The 16,548-nt window shown below is 69.6% G+C and carries 18 protein-coding genes; 7 read left to right on the top strand and 11 right to left on the bottom strand.

Annotated features, from left to right (window positions below; all coding sequences use genetic code 11):
- Positions 1 to 11 precede the first annotated feature (11 nt).
- Genes ACFQGU_RS05265 through ACFQGU_RS05255 form a run of 3 tightly spaced genes read right to left on the bottom strand, consistent with a single transcriptional unit; the run spans position 12 to position 2,316 of the window.
- Complete coding sequence (locus ACFQGU_RS05265) at positions 12 to 626, bottom strand: bifunctional 4-hydroxy-2-oxoglutarate aldolase/2-dehydro-3-deoxy-phosphogluconate aldolase (RefSeq protein WP_386764433.1); 615 nt, start codon at positions 624 to 626, stop codon at positions 12 to 14.
- Positions 626 to 1,369: an IclR family transcriptional regulator gene (locus ACFQGU_RS05260; RefSeq protein WP_386764431.1), complete on the bottom strand. Its 744-nt coding sequence runs from the start codon at positions 1,367 to 1,369 to the stop codon at positions 626 to 628. The genes ACFQGU_RS05265 and ACFQGU_RS05260 overlap by 1 nt, the downstream gene beginning before the upstream one ends.
- On the bottom strand, positions 1,366 to 2,316 hold the full coding sequence (locus ACFQGU_RS05255) for a sugar kinase (RefSeq protein WP_386764429.1): 951 nt from the start codon (positions 2,314 to 2,316) through the stop codon (positions 1,366 to 1,368). The genes ACFQGU_RS05260 and ACFQGU_RS05255 overlap by 4 nt, the downstream gene beginning before the upstream one ends.
- A gap of 113 nt (positions 2,317 to 2,429) precedes the next feature.
- Between ACFQGU_RS05255 and ACFQGU_RS05250 the strand changes: the two genes are divergently transcribed.
- The 6 genes from ACFQGU_RS05250 to ACFQGU_RS05225 all read left to right on the top strand — a co-directional run bounded on the left by ACFQGU_RS05250 (position 2,430) and on the right by ACFQGU_RS05225 (position 7,124).
- Positions 2,430 to 2,738: an NIPSNAP family protein gene (locus ACFQGU_RS05250; protein ID WP_386764427.1), complete on the top strand. Its 309-nt coding sequence runs from the start codon at positions 2,430 to 2,432 to the stop codon at positions 2,736 to 2,738.
- Between the two features lie 2 nt (positions 2,739 to 2,740).
- Positions 2,741 to 3,721: an aldo/keto reductase gene (locus ACFQGU_RS05245; RefSeq protein WP_386764425.1), complete on the top strand. Its 981-nt coding sequence runs from the start codon at positions 2,741 to 2,743 to the stop codon at positions 3,719 to 3,721.
- A gap of 3 nt (positions 3,722 to 3,724) precedes the next feature.
- Entirely contained in the window at positions 3,725 to 5,368 is a 1,644-nt protein-coding gene (locus tag ACFQGU_RS05240; protein WP_386764423.1) for an AMP-binding protein, read from the top strand.
- Complete coding sequence (locus ACFQGU_RS05235; protein WP_386764422.1) at positions 5,365 to 5,793, top strand: MaoC family dehydratase; 429 nt, start codon at positions 5,365 to 5,367, stop codon at positions 5,791 to 5,793. The genes ACFQGU_RS05240 and ACFQGU_RS05235 overlap by 4 nt, the downstream gene beginning before the upstream one ends.
- Positions 5,794 to 6,005: 212 nt before the next feature.
- Positions 6,006 to 6,707: a cyclase family protein gene (locus ACFQGU_RS05230; RefSeq protein ID WP_386764420.1), complete on the top strand. Its 702-nt coding sequence runs from the start codon at positions 6,006 to 6,008 to the stop codon at positions 6,705 to 6,707.
- 18 nt (positions 6,708 to 6,725) lie between these two features.
- The gene (locus ACFQGU_RS05225) at positions 6,726 to 7,124 is read left to right on the top strand and encodes a thioesterase family protein (protein ID WP_386764418.1); all 399 of its coding nucleotides are present in this window, start codon (positions 6,726 to 6,728) and stop codon (positions 7,122 to 7,124) included.
- Here ACFQGU_RS05225 and ACFQGU_RS05220 read toward each other — a convergent pair.
- From ACFQGU_RS05220 to ACFQGU_RS05190, 7 genes are all read right to left on the bottom strand, one after another.
- Positions 7,121 to 7,810 carry an HAD family hydrolase gene (locus ACFQGU_RS05220; RefSeq protein ID WP_386764416.1) on the bottom strand — a complete coding sequence of 230 codons (690 nt, stop codon included), beginning with the start codon at positions 7,808 to 7,810 and terminating at the stop codon, positions 7,121 to 7,123. The two genes, ACFQGU_RS05225 and ACFQGU_RS05220, sit on opposite strands and share 4 nt — an antisense overlap.
- Positions 7,807 to 8,895: a mandelate racemase/muconate lactonizing enzyme family protein gene (locus tag ACFQGU_RS05215; RefSeq protein WP_386764414.1), complete on the bottom strand. Its 1,089-nt coding sequence runs from the start codon at positions 8,893 to 8,895 to the stop codon at positions 7,807 to 7,809. Before ACFQGU_RS05215 ends, ACFQGU_RS05220 begins: the two co-directional genes overlap by 4 nt.
- Complete coding sequence (locus ACFQGU_RS05210; RefSeq protein WP_386764412.1) at positions 8,892 to 9,986, bottom strand: Ldh family oxidoreductase; 1,095 nt, start codon at positions 9,984 to 9,986, stop codon at positions 8,892 to 8,894. The genes ACFQGU_RS05215 and ACFQGU_RS05210 overlap by 4 nt, the downstream gene beginning before the upstream one ends.
- Positions 9,983 to 10,420 (bottom strand): hypothetical protein, encoded by a 438-nt coding sequence (locus tag ACFQGU_RS05205; protein WP_386764410.1) that lies wholly within the window; start codon positions 10,418 to 10,420, stop codon positions 9,983 to 9,985. The genes ACFQGU_RS05210 and ACFQGU_RS05205 overlap by 4 nt, the downstream gene beginning before the upstream one ends.
- A gap of 14 nt (positions 10,421 to 10,434) precedes the next feature.
- Positions 10,435 to 12,159, bottom strand: a complete 1,725-nt coding sequence (locus tag ACFQGU_RS05200; RefSeq protein WP_386764408.1) for a GMC family oxidoreductase — start codon at positions 12,157 to 12,159, stop codon at positions 10,435 to 10,437.
- Between the two features lie 37 nt (positions 12,160 to 12,196).
- On the bottom strand, positions 12,197 to 13,597 hold the full coding sequence (locus ACFQGU_RS05195) for a YhfT family protein (RefSeq protein ID WP_386764406.1): 1,401 nt from the start codon (positions 13,595 to 13,597) through the stop codon (positions 12,197 to 12,199).
- Between the two features lie 63 nt (positions 13,598 to 13,660).
- A complete protein-coding gene (locus ACFQGU_RS05190) occupies positions 13,661 to 14,386 on the bottom strand; it encodes an SDR family NAD(P)-dependent oxidoreductase (RefSeq protein ID WP_386764404.1) in 726 nt (241 codons plus the stop codon).
- Positions 14,387 to 14,456: 70 nt separating this feature from the next.
- Here ACFQGU_RS05190 and ACFQGU_RS05185 point away from each other — a divergent pair, with 70 nt between their 5' ends.
- The gene (locus tag ACFQGU_RS05185; RefSeq protein ID WP_386764402.1) at positions 14,457 to 15,101 is read left to right on the top strand and encodes a bifunctional 4-hydroxy-2-oxoglutarate aldolase/2-dehydro-3-deoxy-phosphogluconate aldolase; all 645 of its coding nucleotides are present in this window, start codon (positions 14,457 to 14,459) and stop codon (positions 15,099 to 15,101) included.
- Positions 15,102 to 15,213: 112 nt separating this feature from the next.
- Here ACFQGU_RS05185 and ACFQGU_RS05180 read toward each other — a convergent pair whose 3' ends face one another.
- Positions 15,214 to 16,449 carry a substrate-binding domain-containing protein gene (locus ACFQGU_RS05180; RefSeq protein ID WP_386764400.1) on the bottom strand — a complete coding sequence of 412 codons (1,236 nt, stop codon included), beginning with the start codon at positions 16,447 to 16,449 and terminating at the stop codon, positions 15,214 to 15,216.
- Positions 16,450 to 16,548: the final 99 nt, after the last annotated feature.

Genomic DNA, 16,548 nt, shown 5'->3' with positions numbered 1-16,548 from the left:
GCGACTCATCATTACATCAGTACATCCGGCGCTGCCCCCGGCGGCGAGCACAGCGCATGCAGCCCGGCGATGATCCCGGCCGGGTCGGACGCCTGCAGGACTCGTTCGATGCTCGAGCCGAAGCCGACCCCGGCAGCGCCGGCCCGCAGGTAGTCCGCGGCAGTGACGTGGTCCACGCCCCCGACGGCGACGAACCGCATGGCGGGGAACGGGCCGCGGATGTCCCCGAGCCAGGCGGGTCCCACCTGCGACGCCGGGAACAGCTTGCACACGGACAGGCCGAGGGAGTGCGCGAGCGTCACGTCCGTCGGGGTCAACACTCCGGGCAGCGGCATCGCCCCCGCGGCCCGGGCGGCCTCGACGACCGCAGCATCGATCCCCGGGCTGATGACCACCGAGGCTCCGGCATCGGTGGCGCGATGCGAGTCGTGGGTGGTGAGCACGGTGCCGGCGCCGAAGGGTCGCCCCTCCGACACAGCGGCAACGGCCGCCAGGGAGGCCCAGCCCCTGTCGTCCTGGACGGGCACCTCCACCAGGTCGACGCCGATGTCCCAGCAACGCAGAGCGAGCTCGCGCGACCGCTCCGGGCCGAAGGATCGCAGGATTGCGACGGTCCGCAGCTGCATCAGCCGCTCCAGCCCAGCATCGCCGACGTGGACCGTGTGGCGTCGAGCAGCGCGGGGACGAAGCCGAGCAGGGCGTCCCGGTCGATGCGGCTGATCGGCGTCGACACGCTCATCGAGCCGGCGACCTCCCCGTCGCCCGAGAAGATGGGGGCGGACACGCAGTGGATCCCGGGCTCGTTCTCCTCGTCGTCCAGCACGTAACCGCGCTCGCGGCTCAGCGCGAGATCGGCCTCCAACGCCTCCCTGCTGGTGAGGGTGTGGTCGGTCCGCCGCACCAGCTCGTGCGAGGCGAGCAACGCCTCCCGCTCCGCCTCGGGAAGGAACGCGAGGATGGCCTTGGACACTCCGGCGCAGTGCAGGGTGGCGATCGCACCGATGCGGGACACGGTGCGCACCGGGTGCTGCGACTCGACCTTCTCGATGTACACGACATCGCCGTCCTCGAGCGCACCGAGGTGAACGGTCTCGCCCGTCGCGGCGCTCAGGCGTTCCATCGCCGGTCGGGCCACTGACCTCAGCTCGAGCCCGTCCAGCGCCTGGAAGCCCAGTCGGAACATCGCCGCGCCGAGGCGGTACCGGTGGTCGGGCAGCTCGTGCACGAACCCGTGGTTTCGCAGCGTGTGCAGGAAGCGGAGCGCCGTCGAGTGATGGACGTTGAGGAACTCCGCGATCTCCGCGATGCGCCGCGGCTTCTCCCCCACGTAGTCAAGGATCTGCAGGGCTCGATCCAGGGTCTGGCTCATCGTCGTCTCTCCTCCGTCGGGTTCGGCCACGTCTGCCCCAGGTCAACGGCGAGCCTGGTCAGGTCTTCTCGGTCGATGTCAGGCACGGTGTCTCCCAGGACTCCCACGACCCGTGAGGCCAGGAAATGCCCGAGCCGGAGTCTCGCACGCGCGGGCCAGCCCCAGACCGCAGCCGTCAGGTAGCCCGCCGCGAACCCGTCCCCCGCTCCGGTGACGTCGACGACCTCGACCCGGTGAGCCGGTTCGGAGACGCGCCGGTCCTCGGTCGCGAGCACGGCCTCGGACGGCCCGCGCTTGAGCACCAGCTCCTGGTCGGGCCGCACCAGGATCGCTCGCGCCACCACGTCGACGTCGTCGGACCCGAGAAGCGCCCGTGCCTCGTCATCGCCGATGAGGACGACGTCGGCGGATCGTGCCAGCGGGATGAGGACGCTGGCAGCCTGCTCGGCGCTGGCCCAGAGGACCGGCCTGTAGTTGATGTCGAAGCTGGTGCCCCCGCGGCGGTCGGCGAGCAGCCGCGCGACCACGCCGCTGTTCTCGCGGGACAGGGCCGGGGTCACCCCGGTGAGGTGCAGGCGCTGCGCCTCCTGAGCGGGACGCGTGTCCAGCAGGTCGAGTCGGCTCGCCGCGCTGCCGGCGCGGTAGTAGCGCATCCGGGACCCTGCGTCGCCGATCTCCTTGACCGCCGCACCCGTAGGACGCTCGGGGTCGCGCTCGACGACGACGTCGACCCCGGCCGCCGCGAGCGAGTCGGCGACGAACGCGCCGAGCTCGTCGGCCCCGAGCCGCGAGTGCCACTGCGTCCGGCACCCCAGCACGGCCATCCCGGCGGCGACATTGGACTCGGCCCCGGCCGTCACGAGCCGGTAGGCATCGACTGCGCCGGCGCGCACGAAGGTCGCCATCGTCTCGCCGACGGCAACCAGATCTGGGTCACTCCCGCTCACGTCGGCCTTCGCGCGTCGGGGCTGGTCACCTTGACCTGCCTTTCCGATGGACGTTAGCCTCACTCAGCGACATATGCAATCAATGTGCGTATGTCGCATAGGAGAGGATACCGGTGACCGTCGAGCATCGAACGTACGAGATCGTCCCAGGCACGATGGACGCCTGGCTGACGCTCTTCCACGACAAGATCGTGCCCCTCCACGAGGAGTTCGGGCTGCCCGTGCGCGGTGCGTGGGCCGACCGTGCGACCTCCACCTTCCTGTGGGTGCGCGAGTTCGTCGGCGAGGGCACCGCCGAGGAGCAGGAGGCCCGCTACCGGGCGTCGGAGAGGCGGGCCGCGGTGATCGGCGACGAGCCCAAGGCCTTCGTCCTGAGCATCTCCGTCCGCCGGGTCGAGACCGTCTTCCCGGTCGGGCAGTAGCCGTGCGCACCCGTCGCCTCGGCGCCGAGCTCGAGGTGTCGTCCCTCGGTCTGGGCTGCATGACCATGTCCGGCACGTACGGCACCGACTTCGACGACGCGGAGTCGCGCGCCACGCTGCTGCGAGCCGTGGAGCTCGGCGTCACGCTCTTCGACACCGCCGACGTCTACGGCCCGTTCGCCAACGAGGCCCTGATCGGTCATGCGCTCGCCGGACAGCGGGACCGGGTCCTCTACTCCACCAAGTTCGGCATGGTGCGCGCCTCGGACGGGACGAACCTCGGCGTCAACGGACGCCCGGACTATGTCCGACGTTCCTGCGACCTGTCCCTCCAGCGCCTCGGCACCGACCGCATCGACATCTACTGGCAGCACCGGCTGGACCGGGACACTCCCATCGAGGAGACGGTCGGGGCGATGGCCGACCTGGTGGCTGCGGGCAAGGTGCGCTACATCGGGCTGTCGGAGGTCTCGGGCGCCACCTTGCGCAGGGCCCATGCCGTGCACCCGGTTGCGGCGATCCAGAGCGAGTACTCCCTCCAGAGCCGCGACGTGGAGCAGGAGATCCTCCCGGTGTGCCGTGAGCTGGGCGTCGGGTTCGTCGCCTACGGCCCGCTGGGCCGAGGGCTGCTCACGGGTGCGATCAGCCACGCCGACGACCTGGCGCCCGACGACTGGCGGCGCACGTCGCCGCGCTTCCAGGGCGATGCGCTGCAGCGCAACCTCGCCCTCGTGGAGGCCTCCCGCGAGATCGCCGACGATCTGGGCTGCACGCTCGCGCAGCTGGCGCTGGCGTGGGTGCTCGCACAGGGCGACGACGTCGTACCCATCCCGGGGACGAAGCACCGCCGTAACCTCGAGTCCAACGTCGCCGCGGCGTCGCTGCAGCTCACGGACGAGCACCTGGCTCGGCTGGGCGATCTCGTCCCGCCGGATGCCGTCGTCGGCGACCGCTACAGCGACATGTCCGCCGTCAACATCTGAAGGGTGCCGCACACCGTGGACGTCATGCTCGACGCGCTTCTTCCGGATCTGCTCCGGGCCCGCGCCGGCGAGGACGGAGAGCGCGAGTTCTTCCGCCAGGTCGGCGGCCGACCGGTGACCTACGCCGAGGCCTACCGCGCCGCGTGCGCCGTCGGCAACGGGCTCGTCGCGCTGGGCGTCGCGCACGGCGAGTGCGTCGTGATCATGGCCGACAACTCCACGGAGTCCATCGCCACCTGGCTGGGCACGAGCCTCGCAGGCGCGGTCGAGGTCGCGATCAACACCGGCTACCGCGGCCACAGCCTCGAGCATGTGCTGCAGAACTCCCAGGCGCGCGTCATGTTCGTCGAGGAGGCGCTGCTCCCCCGGGTCGTCGAGATCAGCGACTCGCTCACCCATCTGGACACGGTCGTCGTCTACCCCGCCGGCGACGGACCGGTGACGGTGACGGTCCCCGGCACCAGGACCCTGGCGTTCCATGACGTCCTGGGCGCGTCCGACACCGCGCCCGAGCGGCTCGTCGGACCCCACGACATCGCGTCCATCATCTACACGTCCGGGACGACGGGACCGGCCAAGGGCGTGATGATGCCTCACGGTCAGGTGCGGCTGTTCTCGCGCCTCGGCGTCGAAGGCGCGCGGATGACCTCGGACGACGCCTTCTACTGCTTCATCCCGCTGTTCCACGTCGCAGGGAAGTTCATCGGGATCATGGGCTCGATGATGGCCGCCGGGCGCGTCGTCCTCGACACGCGCTTCGCGGTCGACGAGTTCCTGTCGCGGGCGCGCGAGAACGACTGCACCATCGCGCTCCTGCACGGCCCCCTCGTCGAGATGCTGCACCAGCAGCCGGTGCGAGCTGACGATGCCGAGAACCCCATCACCCGCATCATGGCCTCCCCGTTCCCCGCCGGCATCGCCCTGGATTTCCAGGAGCGCTTCGGCATCCGCGGGATCGAGACGTGGGGGATGACCGAGGTGACGATCCCGATCTGGCAGCCGTTCGACGAACCACTGCGGATCGGATCGTGCGGGCGCCTGCGTGCTGAGCACTTCGAGCTGCGGATCGTCGACCCGGACACCGACGAGGAGGTCCCGCTGGGCAGCACGGGCGAGATGGTCCTGCGCCCTCGACGGCCCTTCACCATGATGCAGGGCTACCTGCGCATGCCCGAGGCCACTCTGGCCGCATGGCGAAACCTGTGGTTCCACACGGGCGACCTCGCCTACATCGCCGAGGATGGCTACGTGTACTTCGTGGACCGGGTCAAGGAGCGCATCCGCCGCCGAGCGGAGAACATCTCGTCGTACGAGATCGAGCGTGCCGCGCTCGAGCATCCGGGCGTGGCCGAGTGCGCCGCCGTCGGCGTTCCTTCGGAGTTCGCGGGCGACGACGACGTGCTGCTGTGCCTGATCCCCGCGCCCGGCGCCCCGCTCGATCCGGGCGCTCTCATCACCGACCTCGCGCAACGACTGCCGCACTTCATGGTGCCTCGCTACGTCCGCGTGCTCGATCAGCTGCCCAGGACCCCTAACGGGAAGCCGCAGAAGGTCGCCCTGCGCAACGAGGGCGTCACGCCGGACACGTGGGACCGTCATGCCGCCGGGGTGTCCCTGCGGCAACTCATCACAGGAGCGCAGACGTGAAGTACCTGACCATCGACCAGGTCCAGGTCGGCGACCGTGAGGAGTGGACGCGCACGGTCACGGAGGCCGACGTCGTCATGTACGCCGGCATCATCGGCGACCGAGGTCCGCTGCACCTGGACGAGGTGTTCGCTGCCTCGACACGCTTCGGAGGGCGGGTCGCCTACGGCATGCAGTGCGGCGGCTATATCGGTGCGACGTTGGCCCAGCTGCTGGGCGTCGGCAGCGCGTATGTGTCGCAGACCATGCGCTTCCGAGGACCTGTGCTCATCGGGGACCGCATCACCGTGGAGTGCGTCGTCACCGACAAGAACGAGGAGCGCGGCCGGGTATTCGTCACCACCACGGTCTCCAAGGGCGAGGGACTCGTGGTGCTCGAGGGCGAGGCGGAGCTCGTGATGTTCGAGATCGACAGGAACCCGTGACCATGGAGTCCGCGGACTTCGACGCGCTCTTCGATCGGGTCAGCACCTGGGGTCGCTGGGGTCACGACGATCAGCGCGGGACTCTCCATCACATCTCGGACCGCACGGTCGTCGAGGCCTCTTCGCTCGTCCGGGTGGGCCGCTCGATCAGCCTGAGCCATGACCTGGATCGCGATCCCGGCCCCGACAACGCTCGACCCGTCGAGCACCGCATGACCGGATACGCGGCCACGGGGGACGCCGAGCCGAGCGTCAACACCGACTACGTGGGCATGGACTTCCACGGGAAGTCCGTGACGCACCTCGACGCCCTGTGCCACTGCGTGTTCCGCGGACGTCTCTACAACGGCTACGACTCCGAGACGCACGTCGGCGATCGTGGTGGCGACGTCGGAACCGTCGCCCACATGGCACACGGGGTAGTGACCCGCGGTGTCCTGGTGGACGTCCCGCGCAGCCGCGGACTGCCGTGGCTGGATCCCGGCACGGCCATCGGAGCCGACGAGCTCGAATCGGTGCTCGCTGAGCAGGGCGTGTCTCTGCGTCCCGGGGACGCCGTCCTCGTGCGCACGGGCGCTCGTGCGAGGAAGGACGCCCTCGGCGCCTGGGACCCCTCGAACTTCAGTGCGGGTCTCGGGCCTGACTGCATGCAGGTGCTCAGCCGCGACGGGTCCGCCCTGCTCGGCTCGGACGGCGACAGCGACGCCCGACCGAGCCCGGTCGCGGGCATCGTCTCGCCCATCCATGCGCTGGCGCTCAATGCGATGGGCATGCCGCTCATCGACAACATGTCCCTCGAGGACCTCGCGGTCGCCTGCGCGGACCTCGACCGCTGGGAGTTCCTGTTCGCCATGGCCCCCCTGCGCATCCCCGGGGGAACCGGCTCTCCGGTGAACCCTTTGGCAGTGCTCTAGACAACCCGAGAGGACACCATGATCGACGACATCACCGTGGGCACCAGCGGCACGCTGGTCAAGCGGATCGAGCTCGAGGACTGCACGGAGCGAGGCGACTACCGCATCTTCGCCACGCCTGATCTCGTCCTGCTGCTGGAGCTCACGGCGATCGAGGCGCTGGCACCTCACCTACCGCCGACCCAGTCGAGCGTCGGCACGCGCGTCGACATCGCGCACACCGCCGCGACACTGCTGGGGCAGACCGTGACCTGCACGGCAACCGTCACCGAGGTCGATCGGCGCCGTGTCGTCTTCGAGATCACAGCGAACGACGGTATCGACGACGTCGTCGCCGGTACTCATGAGCGGTTCATCGTCGACCTGGACAAGTTCGGGTCCAGGCTGGCCGAGAAGGCCGCAGCCGTCGGCTCCTAACGGGTCGCGAGAAGGTCGAGGACGGAACGGCCACCCACGTCCAGGTCGTCGACGACCAGGACGTTCGGGGTCGCTCGTAGCTCCGAGGCGTCGTACACGCCCGTGGCCACGCCGATGAACTCGATCCCCGCGATCTCGGCCGCGTGCGAGTCCGCGGCGGTGTCCCCGATCACCACCGGCACCAGGCCGCGGCCAGCGGCGTACTCCGAGGCAGCACGCGTCAGGTCTAGGCGGGAGGCGACGGCTCCGCCGAAGAAGCTGGACGCCCAGTCGAAATGCTCCGATGACAAGCCGGCGGATCGCAGCTTGAGCCGTGCGCGCACCTCGCTGTTCCCGGTCAGCATGGCGTTGACGTGCCCTGCGGCAGCGAGCGCCTCGAGCGTTGCTCGCACCCCCGGCAGCGTCACACGCTCTCCGGGCTCGGCGAAGTGCACCCGTGAGTGCTCGACAAGAAGCCTCGAGCCCTCGTCAGCCTGCGCGGAGGAGCCTCCGTTGGCCTTGAGGTACTCGATCACCTGCTGCCGGTCGGTCTTGCCATGGCGGTACGGGTGCACGATGTGCGGCAACGGGCCGAGGACGGACTCGGTGGTGGCCACGAACAGCCGCTCGTCGCTCTCGTCGTTGCTCACCAGCGTGCCGTCGACATCCCAGAGGACGAGGCGGCGTCTTATCGCTCCCGTAGTCACGACCGGTGCTGCTCCAGAGCCGACCAGTCGAGCTCGATGCCGTGCCCGGGCCTCTCGGGCGCCATGGTGAACCCGTCCACGACGGCCATGGGGTGGGCGATGTAGCGGTCCAGCGAGAAGCCATGGGCCTCCATGAAGGTCCGGTTGGGAGCAGCCGCGAGCAGGTGGACCGTCAGATCGTGCACACCATGGGACGTCACGGGGAGATTGTGCGCCTCCGCCACCGCCGCGATCTTGCGGAACACGGTCATGCCGCCGCAGTTGGTGACGTCCGGTTCCGGGTACGTCAGCCCGCCCGCGACGATGAGGTTGCTGAACTCGTACAGCGTGTGCATGTTCTCGCCGGTGGCGACCGGGGTGCGCCCCTCGCGCACGACCCGCACATGGCCCGCGACGTCATCGGGGATGGTCGGCTCCTCGATCCACAGCAGGTTGAACTCGGCGAGGGCCTGGGCAGCACGCACGGCCTGGTCGACGCTCCACTTCATGTTGGCGTCGACCATGAGCGGGAAGTCGTCGCCGAGGTGCTCGCGCATCCGGCGGACCCTCTCGACGTCCTCCCGCAGGCTCGCTCGGCCGACCTTCATCTTGATGGCTCGGAACCCGAGCTCCTGGAAACGGTCGGCCTGCTCGAGCAGCTCCTCGACCGAGAAGTCCAGGTCGATGCCCCCGGCGTACACCGGCACCTTCGGGTCGAAGCCGCCGAAGTAGCGCCACAGCGGCTGGCCTGCGCGTTTGGCGCGCAGGTCCCAGATCGCGATGTCCACGGCCGAGATCGCCGAGGTCGCGTGACCGCCACGTCCGGAGTAGTGGACGGCCCACCACATGTCCTGCCAGACGCGCTCGCTCGCGTCGACGTCGGCGCCGAGGACCACGGGTGTCAGGTAGTGGTCGATCAGGGTCTTGAAGGCAGCCCCGCCCGAGTTCACGGCGTACGTGTAGCCGATCCCCTCCGCTCCGTCGCTGTCTGTGACCCGGACGGTCACCAGCTCGAAGTGCGGGATGCTGCCGTGGGTGCTGTCGCTCAGAACGACGTCCAGCGGGACCAGGTAGTAGTCGGAGCGCACGGAGGCGATCGTGGTCATGTGCTCGTCTCTCCAGATTCGCGAGTGGTGATCGGTCGCGTGAGTGCGGCGAGCGCGGACGGCAGGGCGATCCCCGCGCTCTCGGCGAGCTCGGCGAGCTCCGCGACGACATGCGGCGAGAGCGAGATGCGCCCGTCGGCCGCGCGCTCGCGCTCCACCTCGGGCTCCCCCGGCGCGACCGCCGCTGGCACGTCCAGCCCGACCGAGCTGGCGTGGATGGAACCGACAAGCCCGCTCATGGCGCTGCGGTAGTCGTCGAGCGGCTGCGCACCGTCCGCGCGGATGGCGATGGCGATGTGCCCCAGCCTCTGGGCCTCGGAGGGATCGCCGCCCAGAGCGGACACCCTCGTGCTCACGTTGGCGCCGGCCAGCGCGAGGAGTGCGTCCACGGCGAAGGCGAGCCCGAACCCCTTCGGCCCGCCCATCGGCAGGAGCGCACCGCGGAGGCCTTCGCTCGCGGAGGTCGTGGGTTGTCCCCCCGCGTCGACGGCCCACCCCACCGGTATCGGCTCCCCGGCCTGCTCCGCGATCAGCAGCCGGCCCTGGCTCGTCGTGGTGGTGGCCATGTCGAGCTGGGGGCGTTCCGACGCGGGCATCGGCACGGCGAGCGCCAGCGGGTTGGTGCCCAGCACGGGTGCGCCACCGAACGGCGCACACATCACGGATTCCGTGTTGCACGCGACCAGGCCCAGCAGCCCGGCGTCGGCGATCCTGTTGGTGTAGAACGCGCAGGCGCCGAAGTGGTTGGCGTTCTTGGTGATCACGGCGCCGATGCCGTAGGTGCGGGCGCGTTCCACGGCGAGATCGGCGGAGTGCACTCCGAGGCTCGCGCCGGCACCGGCGCCGCCGTCAAGGATCACCAGCGCTCCCAGGTCAGCCTCGACGGTGATCGAATGCCGCGCGGCGATACCGCCCGCTCGGATGCGAGCGACGTAGGTCGGGAGCCGCATCACACCGTGTGTGCTCACCCCTCGCAGGTCGGCGAAGACGAGGCTCTCCGCCACCCATCCCGCGTCGACGGGAGCGAGCCCAGCCTCGACGAGAACTGCGCTGCTCCAGGCGAGGACATCGGAGACAGGGACCGAGCTCACTGTGCGTCCGGGGTGGGGCGGTAGATGGGGCCTCGGGCGATGACGACGTCGAGGATGCCGTCCTCGAGATAGGCGTCGGCCTCGTCGGGCAGGGCGGGCTGACGCATCGGCACCGGGCCCGGGTAGCCCAGCTCACGACGCACCCGCGGATTGATCAGCCACGCCCCCGCGACAGCGAACGCGAACGCCGAGAACCGCTCCGCGTCCGAGGCCCGCAGACCGGCCACGACCGACTCGGCATCCCCAGCCACGTCCAGCACCCCGCGCACCACGACCTCCATGTCCGGGCGCGCCACGAACACCCGGTCGATCCACACCGAGTGCACCTCCGCCTCGCTGGCCGAGGGCAGACCGGCACCGCCGCGGATCAGGACGTCGGCCAGCGCGGACAACCGGGCCCGCTGCTCCGCGGTGAGCGGGACCGAACCCTGCACGGACACATCCACGCTCACCACGCCACCACCTGGTCACGGTTGTTCGCGATGAACGTCGCCGTCCGCTTGGCCAGCGCACAGATCGTGGAGGTCGGATTGGTGGCGGTCGACGTGGTGAAGACCGAACCGTCGATGACGTAGAGGTTCGGGACGTCATGGGTCCGACCCCAACGGTCCACCACCGAGGTCTCCGGATCGTCACCCATCTTCGTCGTCCCGAGGTTGTGTCCCGAGGAGAAGTTCCGGAAGGTGATCCACGCCTTCGTCGCCCCCGCGGCGTAGTGCGCCTCCACCGCGCGGTTCAGCCCGAAGTCCAGGATCTGGTGGGTGTTGTCCGACGTCATGTAGGTGATCTTCGGCGCCGGCAGCCCGTCGCTGTCGGTGAGCGTGGGATCGAGCGTGACCCGGTTGTGCTCTTCGGGCAGGTCCTCGGCGTGGACGATCCAGTCGATGGAGTGGCCGACGGCCTGCTTCATCTTGCGCGTGAACTGCTCGCCCCAGAAGTCCTCGTCGCGGACGCCTTCCCCGATATGCCAGCGGGTGGCCATCTCGAGCGGTCCACCCGTGCCCATGACATGCCACTTGCTGCCGCGCACGAAGCCGCGGGTGACGTCGGTCTCGTAGAACTCCATGCACTCGATCTGCGTGCCGGCCGGACCGAGCCAGTCCTCCAGGTCCTCGTCGTAGATACCTATCGCCGAACCGAACGGGTGGAGCATGAGACGCCGACCTACGAGGTCCGAGCTGTTGGCCAGACCGTGCGGAAAGCGGTTCGACTCGCTCATCAGCAGCAGGCGCGGCGTACCGATCCCGTTGGCGGCGACGATGACCACACGTGCCGCCTGGAACTTCTCCGTGCCGTCCTGGAGATAGACGGCGCCGTTCGCGCGGCCCATCTCGTCCAGCGTGATGCGTGCGACACGTGCTCCTGTCTCGATGCGCGCACCGTGTGCCAGGGCATCGGGAAGAAGAGTGATGTCCGCGGAACCCTTCGCGCCGGCGACGCAACCGGTCCGGCACACCCCGAGACGAACACACTGGGCCTGGCGGTTGTGCGCCCGGGACGGGATGGCCGAGTACCCGGGCCACCAGTGCCAGCCGAGACTGTTCAGCCCCTCCGCCATGCGGCGTCCGGTCTGGTTGATCGGGTGCATCGGCAACGGCGGCTCCGCCCCCGGCGGATAGGCAGTGTTGCCCGCGAGCCCGGAGACGCCCATGTCGTAGTCGGTCGCCGCGAAGAAGGGGATCAGGTCCTCGTAGCTGATGGGCCAGTCGTCGGCGACGCCGTCGAGAGTGCGCACGCGGAAGTCGGACGGGAGCGGCCGGCTCCAGACCCCGGCGAAGTAGACGGTGCTGCCGCCCGCGCCGTTGTACATGTACACGGGCTGCTCGGAGTCCTCGAGGTTCGTCGGGTAGTCCTCGCGGCGGTCGCGCATGTTGGGGTCCGGGTGGAACCGGTGGTTGTTCCACAGCAGCTCGTACTCCGGCTTGTCGCCGGGGAGGTCGCCCACGTCCGTCCAGTGGCCCTGGTCGAGAACGACGACGCTCCGCCCCTGCTCGGCCAGGTGCTTGGCGGCTGTGGAGCCCGAGGCGCCCGCGCCGACGATGAGGACGTCCACCGGGTCGTGCGACACGCTCATAACAGGCTCCCTGACGAGTGTGCGCTGGAGCGCATTGCGTATGTTGCATAGGGTCTGCGCCCGTTGCACCATGGTAGGCGCGGCGAGGCCCGTCGTCAACGGGGACGACGGGCTCGGGCCTCCGCAGGTGCAGGCCTCAGAGGGTGAGGTTCAGGCCCAGCAGGGCGAGCACGTTCACCACCAGGCCGACGCCGAGGGCTGCGATCGCGCCGAGGGACATGGGCATGACGGGCGACTTCGCCTTGATGTTCACGAACCACGCGGCGACGACGACGCCCACGCCCCACGTGCCCGCCCACGCCGCGGCTGCCAGCGCGCCGCCCACGAGGAACCCGATCTCCATGATCTGGAAGATCGCCGTACGCATCACGTCGGCGACCTCGCGGATGCTGGGCCACCGCTCGATCCAGCCGACGACGGCGAGGAGCAGGAAGACCTCGACGACGCGGAGCAGTGCGACGCCGATCGCAGCCGCCCAGACGTTGGGCATCAGGAGGGCGACGACAGGCTCGAGGAACGTGCCGGTCGCCATGGTCCCCGTGACCACTGCGGTCGTGAACTTCATGGGGATGAAGGCGAAGGCCCACATGAGCATGACCAGCGCGGCAGGGAGAGCGAGCCCTACGGCGTACAGGTTCGACGAGAACGGGTCCATCGCCACGAGGCCCCAGTGGTAGGCCGCCCCACCGAGACCCGCGAGCAGGGTGATCAGCGGGAGGTTGCCCTTGATGCGGCGCACGTTGTCCCGGAAGAGCTGGTCCTCGGCCTCGTCGTCGGAATCCGCCGAGGCCCAGTCGGGCGCGGCGGATTCGTCCTCGATGAGCCAGCCCGGTGGCACCTGGGCCGCTGCCGGCCCCGAGCGACGCGCCTCCCGGACGAGGAGCACGGCCATCACGAGAAGCGCTGCGCCGAAAGCCCACACGGACGGCAGCGCCCAGCCGAACTGGCTCGCCGAGAACCAGGCGAGGGTGGACACGACGAACGCCACCAGCGCCGGCCTGAAGCCGTAGTGGTACACCACGGTCAGTACGGGGAACAGGAAGAAGGCCTGAGCCACCGGGGTGGTGAACAGCGCCGTGCCTGCCGCCATCGGAACAGGCAGGTTGGACATCCCGACGGCCAGGTAGTGCAGGAAGGCCGCGACGCCACCGCCCCAGGCGGCACCCAGGACCAGCGACCCGATGACGCCCAGGAGGTTCGTCCTGCTCTGCCACCACCTGACGTCATAGGTCGCGGGCAGCCGCACACCGATGTAGTCGGTCGCGATGTACACCAGGTAGATGAGCGGGATGACGAAGCCCACGGAGTAGGGGAGGCCGAAGGCCCAGATGAAGGCGAGGGCGAGGCTGAACGAGATCTTGGCGACCTGGTCCCGGGTCATCTCACCAGAGCGCAGCGACGGCATGAGGGGTCGCAGCCCGTCATGGAACACGCTCACGTTCCGATTGACCAGAAGGGTCGAGAGCGCCCCCATGGCCGCGAGGACGGGCACCCCGGGGATGAGCGGGATGGGCACGATCACATCGGCTCCCAGCACGGGGGCCTCCTTCTCTGGGGACGGCTTGTCGATCGGACCTTCGTCGGGGACGGCGGGCGAGGCCTACATGTGGCTGCCGCCGTTGACGTTGAGCTGTGCACCGGTCATGAACGACGAGGCGTCCGTGGCGAGGAAGATGACGCTCTCGGCGATCTCGGCCGGTGTGCCGAGCCGGCCGAGAGCGGCCTGACCGGGCATCGCGGCCACGACGTCCGGCGCGAAGTGATCGAGCATGGGGGTCTCGATGCACCCGGGGTTGATCACGTTGGCCCGGATGCCCATCGGGGCGGCGAACTTCGCCATCGACTTGGTGAAGCAGATGACCGCTGCCTTCGAGGCGGCGTAGCTCGCTCCGCTCGTGGTGCCGCCCACCAGCCCGGCGCGGGAGCCGATGTTCACGATGGCCCCGCCGCGAGGCATGTGCGGGAGGACGGCGTTGCACATCAGCCACGTACCGCGGACGTTCACGTCGAAGACGCGGCTCCAGGACTCCGGGTCGATCTCGTCCATGCGGCGCGGGTCGACGATCCCGGCGAAGTTCACCAAGACGTCGATCCCGCCTCGCTCGGCCACCAGCGCCTCGACGGCGGCCGTGACGCTCGCCGGACTCGTGACGTCGAGGAGCAGCGGGGTGCCGCCGACCTCCGCTGCCAGCCGCGACGCCGCCTCGACGCCGATGTCCGCCACCCCGACATGGGCCCCCTCCCGGGCGAGAGCGCGCACCGTGCCGCTGCCCATCCCACCGGTCGCCCCGGTGACCAGGACGGTTCGATCGCGAAGTCGGGTCACGTGAATCTCGATTCGTTCAGGGCGCGCATCCGCATGACCGCGCACGACATCATGACGTTATGATAAGTCGGTGTCCATATACAAGGGAGTACGCATGCATGCCCTCGATGTCCTGCGCGCGGACCGCATCGCGGCAGTCATCCGCGCGGACCGCGTCCCCGACCCGCGCCGCCTGGCCGACAGCCTCGCCGCGGGCGGAGTGCACCTGGTCGAGTTCACCTTCACGACCCCGGACGTGCTCGGCGTCATCGCCGCAGGGGCGGGAGGCGACGCGATCGTGGGCGCCGGCACGGTCCTGACAGCAGCGCAGGCGCACGACGCGATCGACGCCGGCGCCCAGTTCGTCGTCACACCGGCCGTCCTTCCCGGGATCGCCGAGGCCTGCCGTGCCCGCGGGGTTCCGTTCATGCTCGGCGCCTACACACCCAGTGAGGTGTGGGCAGCGCATGAGCTGGGATCCGCGCTCGTGAAGGTCTTCCCCGCCGCGACTGGTGGCCCGGGCCACATCAAGGACCTGCGCGGACCGTTCCCCCATATCGGGCTGGTGCCCTCGGGCGGCGTGACCCCTGAGACCGCAGGGGGCTTCCTCGCCGCGGGGGCGGTGGCGCTCTTCGCCGGATCCGACCTGGCGTCGGCCCGCCTGGTGGAGACCGAGCAGTACGACGAGATCCAGGAACGGGCCCGGTCGTTCCGCGCGGCAGTGGACGGAGCCTGACCCGCTCGGCCTCGCGGGCGGCACTGCTATGCCGCGGCGCGCGGCCGACGGCATGGCTGTGGCCGGAACCCCCGAGGGCTCCGGCCACAGCCGTGCGTTCACCCGCGTGCGATCACGCGCACTTCGGCTCGTTCGCCTTGCATGCTGCCTCGGGCTTCTCCGGCAGCGGCTTGGCCCAGGAGTCCTCGTAGCCCTGGCGGAGGCTGTTCTGGATCACCGGGAGCGCCGGGACGCCGATCCACGCCGGGACGTCCTTGCCGATGAGCGCGAGCATCATCGCTCGAGCCTCGGCCACGCCCTGGCTGTACGGACGCTGGGCGCCGACACCCTTCAGGTACTCGCTGCTGGCGAGGTCCGTCGCGGCCTGGTCGCCCAGGTCGATCGTGGTGACGGGGAGGTTCTTGCCCTGGGCGCGCAGCGCAGCAATGACACCCTGCGCCGGGCCGTCCCACACTGCCCAGACGCCGTTGACGTCGGGGTTGGCCGTGAGGAAGTTCGCCGCGACGTCGCCGGCCTGGTTCGGGTCGGTGAAGTTGGCGTCCTTGAGCTTGATGTCGGGACGGTTCGCGGCGAACCAGTCACGGGCGCCCTTGGTGCGCTGGTTCGTGACGAAGAACGTGATGCCGAAGTCGACGATGCCGACGGTGCCGCCCTCGGGGATGTAGCAGGAGAGCTTCTTCGCGGCGACCTGGCCGTTGCCCTGCGAGTCGGCCGAGACCACGGACACGTAGTCGTCCGGAGCGGTGAGGCCCTTCGCGGCGTTGTCCATGAAGACCAGCTTGATGCCGGCCTCCGAGATCTTCTTGTACGCGGGCGCGGTGGCGACGTCGTCGACGGGGATCGAGACGATGCCGTCCGGCTGCAGCTGGATGGCGTTCTCGATGTTGGCGATCTGCTTGTCGACCTTGAAGTTGGCCTCGGTGTTGCTGATGATCTCGACGCCGTACTTGCTGAACTCGTCGGTCAGCCCCTTGGTCTGGCCGTTGGGCCAGTCACCGCTGAACTGGAACACGAGGGCGACCTTGAACGGGGTGCCGTTCTTGCCCGCCTTGATCGTCGCCGCGTCCTCGTCGCTGATCTGCACGTCGTCGGGCGACGCCGCAGGCTCACCGTTCGGGCCCTGCCCGACGATGCCCTCAGGCTGAAGGGCGGGCAGGGCGGTCGCCGCGTCCTCCGCGCAGTACGGCTCGGTCGTCGTGCCGGCCGAACCGGATGCGGACCCGGATGCGGACGTCGCAGTCGCGTCCCCGCCGGTCGAGCTCCCGCAGGCGGCCGTCAGCAGCATCGCGGCGGCCGCGGGAACGAGATACATGGCCCGGCGTCGCGGGCTCCTGGTCGTCGTGGTCACTGGTCTCCTTCTGGTTGCCTGTCCCGCCGAGACGAGAACAGCTCGATACCTGGGGGGAGTCGCCTGCCGGTGCCGTGGCACAGGCGACGTTCTTACATG

The sequence above is a fragment of the Longivirga aurantiaca genome, assembly GCF_042660085.1.
GTDB classification, from domain to species: domain Bacteria; phylum Actinomycetota; class Actinomycetes; order S36-B12; family CAIYMF01; genus Longivirga; species Longivirga aurantiaca.
The sequence above is the reverse complement of the archived record's forward strand: the minus strand, read 5'-3'. Positions and strand labels throughout refer to the sequence as shown.